The sequence below is a fragment of the Sphingobium sp. CFD-1 genome, assembly GCF_024611115.1.
Classification (GTDB): Bacteria; Pseudomonadota; Alphaproteobacteria; order Sphingomonadales; family Sphingomonadaceae; genus Sphingobium; species Sphingobium baderi_A.
This window is the reverse complement of the sequence record NZ_CP084398.1, coordinates 2,972,315-2,984,087: the sequence shown is the minus strand read 5'-3', so window position 1 is coordinate 2,984,087 and position 11,773 is coordinate 2,972,315. Positions and strand designations below refer to the sequence as shown.

General features: G+C 64.1%; 13 protein-coding genes. 7 read left to right on the top strand and 6 right to left on the bottom strand.

Annotated features, from left to right (window positions below; all coding sequences use genetic code 11):
* Positions 1-5 precede the first annotated feature (5 nt).
* The gene (locus LDB26_RS15030) at positions 6-737 is read right to left on the bottom strand and encodes a class I SAM-dependent methyltransferase (RefSeq protein WP_257539046.1); all 732 of its coding nucleotides are present in this window, start codon (positions 735-737) and stop codon (positions 6-8) included.
* A gap of 83 nt (positions 738-820) precedes the next feature.
* Between LDB26_RS15030 and mutM the strand changes: the two genes are divergently transcribed.
* From mutM to dnaA, 3 genes are all read left to right on the top strand, one after another.
* Positions 821-1,633, top strand: a complete 813-nt coding sequence (gene mutM / locus LDB26_RS15025; protein WP_062060606.1) for a bifunctional DNA-formamidopyrimidine glycosylase/DNA-(apurinic or apyrimidinic site) lyase — start codon at positions 821-823, stop codon at positions 1,631-1,633.
* 113 nt (positions 1,634-1,746) lie between these two features.
* A complete protein-coding gene (gene rpsT / locus LDB26_RS15020; RefSeq protein WP_062060604.1) occupies positions 1,747-2,010 on the top strand; it encodes a 30S ribosomal protein S20 in 264 nt (87 codons plus the stop codon).
* Between the two features lie 420 nt (positions 2,011-2,430).
* Positions 2,431-3,846, top strand: coding sequence for a chromosomal replication initiator protein DnaA (gene dnaA, locus LDB26_RS15015; protein WP_257542135.1), 1,416 nt, complete (start codon positions 2,431-2,433; stop codon positions 3,844-3,846).
* Between the two features lie 91 nt (positions 3,847-3,937).
* Here the strand turns inward: dnaA and LDB26_RS15010 are convergent, their stop codons facing one another.
* Entirely contained in the window at positions 3,938-5,242 is a 1,305-nt protein-coding gene (locus tag LDB26_RS15010; protein WP_257539045.1) for an HD-GYP domain-containing protein, read from the bottom strand.
* A gap of 115 nt (positions 5,243-5,357) precedes the next feature.
* Here LDB26_RS15010 and LDB26_RS15005 point away from each other — a divergent pair, with 115 nt between their 5' ends.
* Positions 5,358-5,963, top strand: a complete 606-nt coding sequence (locus LDB26_RS15005; protein WP_257539044.1) for a peptidylprolyl isomerase — start codon at positions 5,358-5,360, stop codon at positions 5,961-5,963.
* Between the two features lie 17 nt (positions 5,964-5,980).
* Positions 5,981-6,283, top strand: a complete 303-nt coding sequence (locus tag LDB26_RS15000; RefSeq protein ID WP_062069046.1) for a hypothetical protein — start codon at positions 5,981-5,983, stop codon at positions 6,281-6,283.
* A gap of 161 nt (positions 6,284-6,444) precedes the next feature.
* On the opposite strand, the gene guaA is transcribed toward LDB26_RS15000, so the two are convergent.
* From guaA to LDB26_RS14980, 4 genes are read right to left on the bottom strand one after another with little or no spacing between them, the layout of a single operon-like run.
* A complete protein-coding gene (gene guaA / locus LDB26_RS14995; RefSeq protein ID WP_062068194.1) occupies positions 6,445-8,004 on the bottom strand; it encodes a glutamine-hydrolyzing GMP synthase in 1,560 nt (519 codons plus the stop codon).
* A gap of 43 nt (positions 8,005-8,047) precedes the next feature.
* Complete coding sequence (locus LDB26_RS14990; RefSeq protein WP_257539043.1) at positions 8,048-9,301, bottom strand: TCR/Tet family MFS transporter; 1,254 nt, start codon at positions 9,299-9,301, stop codon at positions 8,048-8,050.
* Positions 9,302-9,330: 29 nt separating this feature from the next.
* Positions 9,331-9,990, bottom strand: a complete 660-nt coding sequence (locus tag LDB26_RS14985) for a YoaK family protein (RefSeq protein ID WP_257539042.1) — start codon at positions 9,988-9,990, stop codon at positions 9,331-9,333.
* A 44-nt stretch (positions 9,991-10,034) separates the two neighbouring features.
* Positions 10,035-10,637: a hypothetical protein gene (locus LDB26_RS14980; RefSeq protein WP_373886119.1), complete on the bottom strand. Its 603-nt coding sequence runs from the start codon at positions 10,635-10,637 to the stop codon at positions 10,035-10,037.
* Between the two features lie 303 nt (positions 10,638-10,940).
* Here LDB26_RS14980 and rpsM point away from each other — a divergent pair, with 303 nt between their 5' ends.
* Together rpsM and rpsK are read left to right on the top strand one after the other, a co-directional pair.
* Positions 10,941-11,309, top strand: a complete 369-nt coding sequence (rpsM, locus tag LDB26_RS14975; protein ID WP_020818664.1) for a 30S ribosomal protein S13 — start codon at positions 10,941-10,943, stop codon at positions 11,307-11,309.
* A 73-nt stretch (positions 11,310-11,382) separates the two neighbouring features.
* Positions 11,383-11,772, top strand: coding sequence for a 30S ribosomal protein S11 (rpsK, locus tag LDB26_RS14970; protein WP_004208752.1), 390 nt, complete (start codon positions 11,383-11,385; stop codon positions 11,770-11,772).
* Position 11,773 lies beyond the last annotated feature (1 nt).

Here is an 11,773-nt window from a genome sequence, read left to right as displayed (position 1 = left end):
GGACGTCAGATCTTCCAGCCGCTGTGGATCGCCACCAGCCCGCCCAATATCGGCTCGACCTTCGTGTTCACGAAACCGGCCTCGCGGATCATGCTCTCGAACTTCGGCATGGGCGGAAAGCGGCGGATCGATTCGATCAGATAGCGGTAGCTGTCCTCGTCACCGGCGAACAGCTTGCCGAGCTTGGGCACCAGCCGGTGTGAATAGACGTCGTAAACATCGGCAAAGCCCGGCCAGGTCGTCGTCGAGAACTCCAGGCAGAAGAAGCGCCCGCCATATTTCAATACCCGATGCGCTTCCCGCAGCGCCTGGTCGATATGCGTCACGTTGCGGATGCCGAAGGCGATCGTATAGGCGTCGAAAGCGCGGTCGCCGAAGGTCAGTTCCTCCGCATTTTGTTCCGACCAGATCAGTCCCTCATAGCCCTTCTTCCTGGCCCGCTCGATGCCGACCGCCAGCATTTCGGGATTGATGTCGGACACCGTCACGCGCGCTCCATGTCGGTGCATCCGAAACGCGATATCGCCGGTGCCGCCCGCCATGTCGAGGATATGCTCATCCTTGCGCGGCTTCACACGGTTCACGAACTGGTCCTTCCATAACCGATGCGCGCCGCCCGACATGGCGTCGTTCATCAGGTCGTATTTCGACGCGACATTGGAAAAGACCGCGCGGACCATGCCCTGTTTTTCAGCGGCGTCCACATCGCGATAGCCGAAGGATGCAGTATCGTTCATGGCAAAGCGCTCTAGCCGGAGTTTACACGCCATGCCAGCCGTGAAGCTGGGATTATCGTCCGCGCATCGCTAGACAGGGCATCATGCCTGAACTTCCCGAAGTCGAAACCACCGTCGCGGGCCTGCGCGCCGTGCTTGAAGGCGCGATGCTGGTGCGCGTGGAGCCGCGCCGCGCGGACCTGCGCTTCCCGATCCCCGTGGATCTGCGCCAGAGGCTGACCGGCGCGACCGTCACCACCCTGTCGCGCCGCGCCAAATATGGCCTGATCGGCACCGACAGGGGCGACACGCTCATCTTCCACCTCGGCATGTCGGGACGCTGGCGGATCGATCCGGCGGAAATCGGCGCGCATGATCATCTGCTGATCGAGACAGGGGCTGGACGGCTGCTTTCGCTCAACGATCCGCGCCGCTTCGGTTCGCTCGATCTGGTGCGGAGCGAGGCTTGGGAGGATTATGCCCCCTTCACCCGTATGGGGCCTGAGCCGCTGGGGCCGGATTTCACGCCCGCCACGCTGGCGCGGGCGCTGGAGGGCAAGGCGACGTCGATCAAAGCCGCGCTGCTCGACCAGCGGATCGTCGCGGGCCTTGGCAACATCTATGTGTGCGAGGCGCTGAACATGGCGGGCATCGCGCCGACTCGCACGGCGGGGAAGATCACGCGTCCGCGCCTTGCCCTGCTGGTCGAATCGATTCGCGCAGTCCTCTCCGCCGCCATCGTGGCGGGCGGTTCCACCCTGCGTGATTATGCGCGGCCCGACGGCGAGCTGGGCTATTTTTCCAAACAATGGCGCGTCTATGGCCGGGAAGGGGAAACCTGCCCGTGCGGCGGCGTGGTAGAGAGGCGCGTGGACGGCGGACGATCGACCTTTTACTGCCCGAAATGCCAGAAATAGCGTGACCGCATTGGTTGACGCTATGCTTCAATCCCTGTAAGGGGCCAGCCTTCACGAGCCGCCAGGGCGATTCCGGGCGGTTCTTTCACGAGATTTGCAAGCCGAGGACAAGAATGGCCAATACGCCGCAAGCCAAGAAGCGCATCCGCCGCAACGCGCGCCGCGCCGAAATCAATGGCGCCCGCATCAGCCGGATCCGCACCCTGGTGAAGAAGGTGGAAGCTGCCATCGTCGCCGGCGACAAGACGGCCGCCGCGACCGCGCTTCAGACCGTTCAGCCCGAACTCGCGCGCGGCGTTGCCCGCGGCGTGCTGCACAAGAACACCGCCGCCCGCAAGTTCGGCCGCCTGACCAAGGCTGTCAGCGCGCTCGGCTGAACCTTTCGGCTTCGACATTTCAAGAGCCTGCTCCGGCAAAGTCCGGGGTGGGCTTTTTTCATGTGGCTTTTATCCCATTGTCACATTTCGGGATTGGCGGATTTCCACCGATTCGACGCACTGCGGCAAAAAATCCATGAATTAAGATTATGAAATATAGGTGAAAAATCCATATTTCGGATTTTTGGCGGCTTTGCTGAGTCAACGTCTTTATTTCATTTTTTTGAACCACCCGGCCCTTGATCCGGCGGAGAAGGCCTGTCTATTTTCTCCCTCTGGCCGCTGATCGAATCGTTTTCGGCGGGTCGTTGCTAGTTGTTGTGTGGGACGAGAACGCCTGGAAAAGCGAGGCTTTTCCGGAAAGGCTTTTTGTGTCGTCATTTCTGGCAGCGCGGGGGACGCTAAGGGGGCGGCATTTTGATAAAGGATAACGCAGCGGTGGATGAACGGGAGGGGCAGACGGAAGGGAATGACGCCCGTCTGGAGTCCGCCTGGGCCGTAATCCGCGCGGGTTTGCGCCGCGACATTGGTGCGCGCCTTTTCGATCAGTGGCTCAAGCCGGCGCGCCTTGGGGTTTATTGCCCCGATTCGCAGACGATCGACCTGCTATTCGCTTCCGATTTCAGCGCGAACTTCGTGTCGGGCCAGTTTGGTGACCGGCTCCGCATGGCGTGGCGTTCCGCCAATGTGGGCGTGCGGGAAGTCCGCCTGCTGCGGGCACCCGATTCGACGGGCCCGCGTCTGCTCCAGATCGTTCGCGATTCGCATGACGCAGAGGCGGCATGCGACGCGTCGGTGGAGGAAAGCGCGCCCGCTTCCAATTTCCAGCCCCGTCACAGCTTCGACCAGTTCGTGACCGGCGACTCCAACCGCTTCGCCTTTTCGGCGGCGCAGGCCATGGCGTCGGTGGAGCAGCCGCGTTTCACGCCGCTGTTCCTGCATGGCGGCACCGGACAGGGCAAGACGCACCTGCTCCATGCGGCAGCCGCGGCTTTTTCCGCGCATTCACCGTCGGCGCAGGTGCTCTATATGTCGGCGGAGCGGTTCATGATGGAGTTCGTGAACGCCATGCGCGCCAATGAGAGCATGGCGTTCAAGGCCCGGCTGCGCGCGGCGCGGCTGCTGCTGATCGACGACATTCAGTTCATCGCGGGGAAGGGATCGACGCAGGAGGAATTCCTCCACACGATCAACGACCTGATCGATGCGGGCGCGCGCATCATCATCACCGCTGACCGCGCGCCTCAGATGCTGGACGGCATCGACCCACGCATCCTCTCGCGTCTTGCGGGCGGTCTGGTCGCCGACATCCAGCCCGCCGATCTCGGCCTGCGCCTCGCGATATTGGAAGGCAAGCGGGTGGTTGCTGGCGACCCGCCGGTGCCCGATGCGGTGATCGATTTCCTCGCCCGCTCGATTCGCTCCAATGTCCGCGAGCTGGAAGGCGCCTTCAACAAGCTGGTCGCCTATGGCCAACTCACCGGCCGGTCGATCGACCTGGAATTCGCGCAGGGGATGCTGGCCGACGCGGTGCGCGCCAATGTCCGCCGCATCACCGTGGATGAAATTCAGAAGGCGTGCGCCGCCCATTACCGGATCGATCCGGCGGAGATGCGCTCCAAGCGGCGCGCGCGCGCCGTGGCCCGTCCCCGTCAGGTAGCCATGTATCTGGCGAAGAAGATGACGCCGCGCTCACTGCCCGAAATCGGCCGTATCTTCGGCGGGCGGGATCATAGCACGGTCATCCATGCGGTGCGGACCATTGAGGAACTGCGGCAGAGCAACCCCGATATCGACGCGGACATACGCGCGCTGCAACGGCAGTTGGAGGGCTGAAGGGGGGTGGCGGAGCGGACGGGGGCCTGGCTCCCGTTCGCTCCGCCATTATGATGATCCTTTGGCGGCGGCGCTTTTGCCCGGTTTCGGCTCAGTTTTCCTGCGCGAGCAATTTGGCGCTGACCGCGGGCCAATCGGCGATCTCCCATGCCGCAGGCGTTTCGCGTGAGACGATCTGGTCGCTGCCGAAGCAGCGGCTGAGGTCGATGTCGGGAGCATTTTCGAATGTCCGCGTCCGCAGCGAGTAGAAGGGGCGGACTTTGGGCAGCGTCAGATCGTCGGGATTCTGGTCGATCACGATGGCGAGGCGATGGTTACGCAGCCGCACCAGCGATCCGATGGGATAAATGCCCACGGCCTGCTGGAACGCCGCGAAAATCTCCGGATCGTAGAGCATATGGGCCTGGTCGATGTTGAGCAGGGCGTCGGCCGGATCCTGCCCCTGCCGGTGAACGCGGTCCGACGTCATCGCGTCATACGTGTCGCAGATCGCGGCCATGCGGGAAAACAGGCTGATCTCTTCCCCAACCAGCCCATGCGGATAGCCGCTGCCGTCCATGCGTTCATGATGATGCAGGCATACGTCCAGCACCGTTTCGGGCATTTCGCCGCCCAATGTCAGGAACTCATGCGCCAGCGTCGTGTGGCTTTTGATCACCTGCCACTCTTCCGGCGTCAGCGGTGCGCCCTTGTCCCACGTTTCCTGCGGCACATGGCCCATGCCGACATCCATCAGCAGACCGGCAAGACCCGCTTCCTGGATCTGTTCGGGACGGAGCCGGAGCTGCTGCGCCAGGCTTATCATCAGGGCGCAGACCGAAAGCGAATGCATGTAGAGATATTCGCTGCTGTTCTTGAGCCGCGTCACCGCCATGAAGGCGTGGGGGTTGCGCTGGACCGAACTGGAAATCTCCTCGATCATCGGCTGCAGCCGGTTGAACTTGATCGCCTTGCCCAGCCGCGCATCGTCGAAGACCTTCCGCATCGCCCGGCTGGCCTTGCGCGCCAGCTTGCTGGCGTGGGCCATTTCGGCTTGCAGCGGCAGCCTGTCCTTGGACAGCGGATCGAAGCTCTGCGGCGCGGCGGCGGGCCGGGCCGGATGGCGGCGTATGATTGTCACGCCCTGCGCGCTGGTGCGTCCGAACAGACGCTCGTTCACGTCTTTTTCGGCGGGCTGGAAGGAACGGGGCGTGGGTGCGGCTTCAGGCGCCGGGCCGATCCCGCGCGCGGTGTCGATCTGCACCCATTCGACCTTGCTGGCCCTGAGTTCTTCCAGCTGATCGGGATCGTCCAGCAGCATCCTGCTGCGCCAGAAGGGATGCGAGAACCATGATCCTTCCATCTTGTGGAGGAACATGCCCAGCTTCACTTCATCCGTTTTGATCCGTTTCAACATCGTGCGCCACCTCTTTGGCGACGCATTTCGCCCCGCAACGCTTTCCAATCGGTAAAGAAAAGGGTCTGGATCGACGATTACAAAGGCGCGGCCGTTGGTTTAGGCTCGGATCATCATGATTCGATCCCTCGCCCTGCTCATCCTCGCGCTTCTTGCCGTCACGCCCGGCTTGGCGCAGCCGCCGGAAAGCGCGCCGCCTGCCGATGTCCGCATTGCGCTCGACACCAGCGCGGGGCGGATCGTAATCGCCGTGCATGAAGACAAAGCGCCTGTCACGGCCGCCAATTTCCTGCGCTATGTCGATCAGAAGCGGTTCGACGGCACATCCTTCTATCGCGGCGTCGGGGCCGCGGACTATGGCTTCGTGCAGGGCGGCGCGCAGAATGATCCGGGCCGCATCCTGCCGCCCATCAAGCATGAGCCGACCACGCAGACCGGCCTCACCCATGACGACGGGGCACTCTCCATGGCGCGTTATGCGCCGGGCAGTGCGACCGGGGATTTCTTCATCGTGTTGGGTCAGATGCCCGCGATGGACGCGCATCCCGAAGCGCCCGGCGACAATCAGGGCTTTGCTGTCTTCGCCCATGTGGTCGAGGGGATGGACGTGGTGAAGACCATCCTCGCCGCGCCCAAATCGCCGACAGCGGGCGAAGGCGTGATGAAGGGGCAGATGCTGGAGCAGCCGGTCAAGATACTGACGACGCGGCAGATGCCATAAGGAACGGGAGAATGGGCATGACGATCACCGGACCTCAAGCGCGCGCGGCCAGGATTTTGGTGCAATGGCCCCGTGAATATGTCGCGCGGAAAGCCGATTTGAGCGGCGAGGATCTGTTGGCTTTTGAAACCGGCGCGGGAATGTTTGACGCCGATGCCAGTCTGCGCCTGCGAAAAGTGCTGGAATTGGGAGGCGCGGTCTTCCTGCCGGAAGATGCGGATGGCGGCGTTGGCGTTCGCCTCAAATTCACGGCGAAGGATGCAAGGGCGCTTGATCGGATGGAGAATGAAGGCGGCGCTTATGGCAGCGACGATGTTTGAAGCGCAACAGCGCCGCAAAGCGGAGGCGCTCGCATAACCGGGGAAACCACGTCGAAAGGCGGTATGGGTGGATTAGCGCCTCGCTTTAACTCCACACCATCGTCGGCGACATGGATCAGCTTTTTTGGGGCTGAGCAGATACTGCCATCACCCCAATGAAATCATTCCCACTCGATCGTGCCCGGCGGCTTCGAGGTATAGTCGTAGACGACCCGGTTGATGCCTTTGACCTCATTGATGATCCGCGTCGCGACCCGGCTCAGGAAGGCCGCGTCGAAGGGATAGATGTCCGCCGTCATCCCGTCGGTCGATGTCACGGCCCGCAGCGCGCAGACGCTGTCATAGGTGCGATGGTCGCCCATCACGCCCACGGTCCGCACCGGCAGCAGCACCGCGAAAGCCTGCCAGATAGCGTCATAGAGGCCCGCATTGCGGATTTCCTCCAGATAGATGGCGTCCGCTTTACGTAATATGTCGCAGCGCTCCTTGCTGACCTCACCGGGGATACGGATCGCCAGACCCGGACCGGGGAAGGGGTGCCGCCCGACGAAAATCTCCGGCAAGCCCAGTTCCCGGCCCAGCACGCGCACTTCGTCCTTGAACAGTTCGCGCAAGGGCTCGACCAGCTTCATGTTCATGCGTTCGGGCAGGCCGCCGACATTATGGTGGCTCTTGATCGTGACGCTCGGCCCGCCGGTGAAGCTCACGCTCTCGATCACGTCGGGATAGAGCGTCCCCTGCGCTAGGAAGTCCGCCCCGCCGACCGCCTTCGCCTCTTCCTCGAACACCGCGATGAACTCGCCGCCGATGAACTTGCGCTTCTTTTCAGGGTCGGTCAGGCCCGCGAGGCCGCCAAGGAAGCGTTCCTCCGCATTCACATGGACCAGCTTGATGCCATAATGCTCGCGGAACAGGCTGACGACCTGCTCCGCCTCGCCCAGCCGCATCAGGCCATGGTCGACGAACACGCAGGTCAGCTGATCGCCGATCGCCTCATGGATCAGCACGGCCGCCACTGCGCTGTCGACGCCGCCCGAAAGGCCGCAGATGACGCGCCCGTCGCCCACCTGCGCCCGGATGTCGGCGATCTTGGTGGCGCGGAACTCCGCCATGGTCCAGTCGCCCGCGAGGCCACAGACATGGCGCACGAAATTGGCAAGCAGCTTGGCGCCGTCAGGCGTGTGCACGACCTCCGGGTGGAACTGCGTGGCGTAGAAGCGCTTCTCCTCGTTAGCGGTGATGGCATAGGGCGCGCCTTCGCTCACCGCCACGACCTCGAAACCGGGCGCGAGGCTCGTCACCTTGTCGCCATGGCTCATCCACACCTGATGCCGCTCGCCTTCGTTCCAAAGGCCGTCGAACAGCGCGCAGCCCTTCTTCACCTCGATGAAGGCGCGACCGAACTCGCCGCTCTCGCCGCCTTCGACGGTGCCGCCCATCTGATGCATCATCGTCTGCTGGCCGTAGCAGATGCCCAGGATCGGGATGCCCGCCTCAAAGAAATGCTGCGGCGCGCGCGGGCTGTCCTCCCACATGACGGAGGAGGGGCCGCCCGACAGGATGATGCCCTTGGGCTTCAGCCGCTTGAACGCTTCGTCGGCGCTGTTGAAGGGCGCGATCTCGGAATAGACACCGGCTTCACGGACGCGGCGCGCGATGAGCTGCGTCACCTGGCTGCCGAAGTCCACGATAAGGATGGAATCCTGAAGGGGCAGCGTCATCGAATCGCCTTTGCTTTGACCGGGGGAATGGGATGCCGCGCGGTTAGTGCGCTATGCCGTCCTTGTCCAGCAAAGGCGCATGGCCGCCGCGCCCGGCCAGCCATCCCATCACAGCCGCGCCGCCCAGCACCACCGCCCCGATGACGAAGGCGCTGCCGATGAAGGGCAGGGCAGGCTGCGGTCCGATCGACACCGAATAGACCCAGCCGAAGAACAGCGGCGAAGCGATTCCGGCAATGCTCCCGACGCTGTTGTTCGCGCCTTGAAGCTGCCCCTGTTCGGTTTCCGACACGCGCTGCGTCATCAGCGACTGGATCGTCGGCATGGCCAGGCCCCACAGCGCATTAGGGAACATCGCCGCGATGAACAGCCAGCCATTGCTCGCCAGCCCCATCGCCAATATGCCGACGGCGCCGAAGGCAAGGCCGATCACCATGGTCGTGCGGTCGCCCAGCCGCTTCACCACCGGGCCCACCAGCATCCCCTGCACGCCCATGTCGAGCAGGCCGACCAGCGCCAGCAGCGTTCCCACCTGCCATGCGCTCCAGCCATAGCGGTCCCCGGCATAAAGCACGAACACCGCCGAAAAGAGATGATGCGCGAAATAGAGGAGGAAGTTGACGATGGCGAGGCTCGACAATTCCGGATGCGACCGCAGCAGCTTGAGCGCGCCGAACGGATTGGCGCGCGTCCACGAAAAGGTCATGCGCTTTTCAGGCGGCAGCGATTCGGGCAGCACGAACAGCCCATAGCAAAACGCCATGGCCGACAGCGCCGCCGCCGCCCAGAATGGCGCGCGCAGCGAAATCTCGCCCAGCACCCCGCCGACCAGCGGCCCGGCGACAAAGCCCGCGCTGAACGCCGCGCCGATCAGGCCATATCCCCGCGCGCGCTCCTCGGGCGGCGTGATGTCCGCCATATAGGCGAAGGTGGAGGTGAAGCTGGACGAAGTGACGCCTGCCAATATCCGCCCCAGCGCCAGCCACCACAGGTCCGGCGCCAGCGCCATCAGCACATAGTCGATCGCCAGCCCCGCGACCGAAATCAGGATCACCGGCCGCCGCCCATAGCGGTCGGACAGCGATCCGATCACCGGCGAGCACAGGAACTGCATGCCCGCCCACAGCGCCACGAACACGCCGTTCCACAGGCTCGCCTCGCTGGTGGAGCCGGTCAACGTCTCGATCAGCTCCGGCAGGACCGGAATGACGATCCCCATCGACATGACATCGAGCAGCGCCGTTATCAGAATGAACGCGATGGCGGCGCGATGGCGGGGGGAGGGGACAACGGGCATGGCGGATGGTCCCTAGGCCCAACCAGTCTTTAAGCCAAGCGCGAAGCCATCGGCAGCGGCCCCATGCGAACGCTCCACGCCAGCAGCAGCGCCGAGAAGGCGCAGGCGATCCACAATGCCCGCAGGTCCATGACGGGAAACAGCGCGGCCCCCGCCACCGCGCCCGTCATCAGCCCCAGCCACAGCAGCAGATAGGGCAGCCAGCCAAGGCGTGGGCCGCCGGTCAACGCCGCCGCCAGCGCCTGCCCCAGCTTGACCAGCGCGCCCGTCATATAGGTGACGCCGATGCTGACTTCGCCATTGCGCTGGAACACATTGTTCACCGCGCCCATGGCCGCCGCCATCAGCAGCGTGAGGCCGTTGCCCGCATGGCCCATGACCGTCAGCATCCCGCCAACCCCCAGCAGCAGCGTGACAAGCCCCAGCACCGCCTGCTTGCGCCACTGTCCTGCCACCCGCGCGAGCAGCGCGCCGGCCAGCACGCCGCCGACAAAGGCGCCGATCAGCCCCGCCGCCGTCAGCGCCACGCTGGTTCCGTTGGCCAGCCCAACGGCCAGCCGCGTCGAATTGCCGCTCATGAAGGATACGAACAGCCCGCCCAGCTTCAGAAACCCCAGCGCGTCGATGAAACCCGCCAGCGCCGCAAGGCCCATCGCCATCACGTGTCGGGGGAAATCATAGCGCCGCATGACCGCTTCTTAAGCCAGGCCTCCCCCGGAAGGGAATGGCTGGTTTATTGCATGGCCACGTCGCGGCTCAGATAGACCTCCGCCACGCGCCCGTCCCGCATCGAACAGGTGAAGCGGCGCGTCGTCCCGCTGCTGGCGCTCCAGCTTGCGCGCGTCTCGACATCGCCGTCTATATTATAGCCGTTGCCCGTCGCCCGGGGCGCCTCCATATGGCGCACCTCGGCATAGCCGCCCTGCGCCTGCGCCTGCGCCTCGTCCCGCGCCGCCACGGCGCAGGCGTCGCTCATCTGTGCGTCATCCTGCCGGTTTACATCGGCCACATCCGAAAAATCTTCGTCCCGCCGATCCGCGCCATAATCCGTGCCGTTGGCGGGCGGCGGCGCGTCGTAGCTGTCGTCGTCATAGGCGCGCTCGCCGTCGGGACCGGAAGCCCGCGCGGCTTTCTTGTCCTTCGCCATGGAGGACGCGACGACTGCCACTGCGCCGATCAGCGCCGCCACGCCGATCGCGTCGCCCACGCCGAATCCGTCGCCATGCCGGTGATGCCAGCGGTCGCCGCCCCAGCCGCCATGGCCATAACGGGGACGCGCCTCCGCCGGGGACATGCTGGCCCCGATCAGGGCCAGGCCGACCAGCGATCCCGTCATCCACCGACTCTTCTTCATATGTTCGGACCTTTCCGATAGGATGCGCCGTTCCCTAGCAGCGGCAGGCTGTCGGAAGGCTGAACATCCCCGTCATGCGGCGGGCCGATATTGACAGTTTCGGCCCGACTCGCTAGAGCGCGCGCATCCCGACACGCTGGTGAGCGGCAGTGCAGAAGCACTGGCCGTCTTTTTTGCGTCTTGGGGTAGTAACATGGTCATCGCTCCTGAGCCAGGGAGCTTTGGCCCGGACGCTTTGAGATAGGGTGGCGCCAACCGCCCTGTGGAGCAGGAGAACAGATTACCATGGCACGTATTGCGGGTGTCAACATCCCGACCAACAAGCGCGTGATCATCGCGCTCACCTACATTCACGGCATCGGTCGCAAGACCGCCGTCGACATCGCCGACAAGCTGGGCATCGACCACAGCCGTCGCGTTCAGGACCTGTCGGACGCCGAAGTCCTCCAGATCCGCGAAGCGATCGACGCCGACCTCACGGTCGAAGGCGATCTGCGCCGCGAAACCGCGATGAACATCAAGCGCCTGATGGACCTGGCCTGCTATCGCGGCCTGCGTCACCGTAAGGGGCTGCCGGTTCGCGGTCAGCGCACGCATACCAATGCGCGCACCCGCAAGGGCAAGGCGAAGCCGATCGCCGGCAAGAAGAAGTAATCGTTGAGGGCCTGTCTCGGCATGGCCCTCCGGCGACTTCTCCATTCAACGATTTCAGTAGGATAGAGCGAAAATGGCACGCGAACCCCAGCGCATCAAACGGCGCGAGCGCAAGAACATCTCGGCGGGCGTGGCGCACGTCAACGCCAGCTTCAACAACACCATGGTCACCATCACAGACGCCCAGGGCAATGCGATCAGCTGGTCCTCGGCCGGTATGATGGGCTTCAAGGGCAGCCGCAAGTCGACCCCCTATGCCGCGCAGGTGTGCGCGGAAGATGCGGGCCGCAAGGCCGCCGAACATGGCGTCCGCACCCTCGAAGTCGAAGTGAAGGGCCCCGGTTCGGGCCGTGAATCGGCCCTGCGCGCATTGCAGGCCGTGGGCTTCCACATCACCTCGATCCGTGACGTCACGCCGATCCCGCATAATGGCGTGCGTCCGTCCAAGCGCCGCCGCGTCTGAT

Coding starts and splice junctions, on each gene's coding strand:
- LDB26_RS15030 (WP_257539046.1), bottom strand. CDS start 737: ATGAACGATACTGCATCCTTCGGCTATCGCGATGTGGACGCCGCTGAA.
- LDB26_RS14990 (WP_257539043.1), bottom strand. CDS start 9,301: ATGCCCGTTGTCCCCTCCCCCCGCCATCGCGCCGCCATCGCGTTCATT.
- LDB26_RS14985 (WP_257539042.1), bottom strand. CDS start 9,990: ATGCGGCGCTATGATTTCCCCCGACACGTGATGGCGATGGGCCTTGCG.
- LDB26_RS15010 (WP_257539045.1), bottom strand. CDS start 5,242: ATGTTGAAACGGATCAAAACGGATGAAGTGAAGCTGGGCATGTTCCTC.
- LDB26_RS15000 (WP_062069046.1), top strand. CDS start 5,981: ATGACGATCACCGGACCTCAAGCGCGCGCGGCCAGGATTTTGGTGCAA.
- rpsM (WP_020818664.1), top strand. CDS start 10,941: ATGGCACGTATTGCGGGTGTCAACATCCCGACCAACAAGCGCGTGATC.
- LDB26_RS15005 (WP_257539044.1), top strand. CDS start 5,358: ATGATTCGATCCCTCGCCCTGCTCATCCTCGCGCTTCTTGCCGTCACG.
- rpsK (WP_004208752.1), top strand. CDS start 11,383: ATGGCACGCGAACCCCAGCGCATCAAACGGCGCGAGCGCAAGAACATC.
- LDB26_RS14980 (WP_373886119.1), bottom strand. CDS start 10,637: ATGACGGGATCGCTGGTCGGCCTGGCCCTGATCGGGGCCAGCATGTCC.
- guaA (WP_062068194.1), bottom strand. CDS start 8,004: ATGACGCTGCCCCTTCAGGATTCCATCCTTATCGTGGACTTCGGCAGC.
- rpsT (WP_062060604.1), top strand. CDS start 1,747: ATGGCCAATACGCCGCAAGCCAAGAAGCGCATCCGCCGCAACGCGCGC.
- mutM (WP_062060606.1), top strand. CDS start 821: ATGCCTGAACTTCCCGAAGTCGAAACCACCGTCGCGGGCCTGCGCGCC.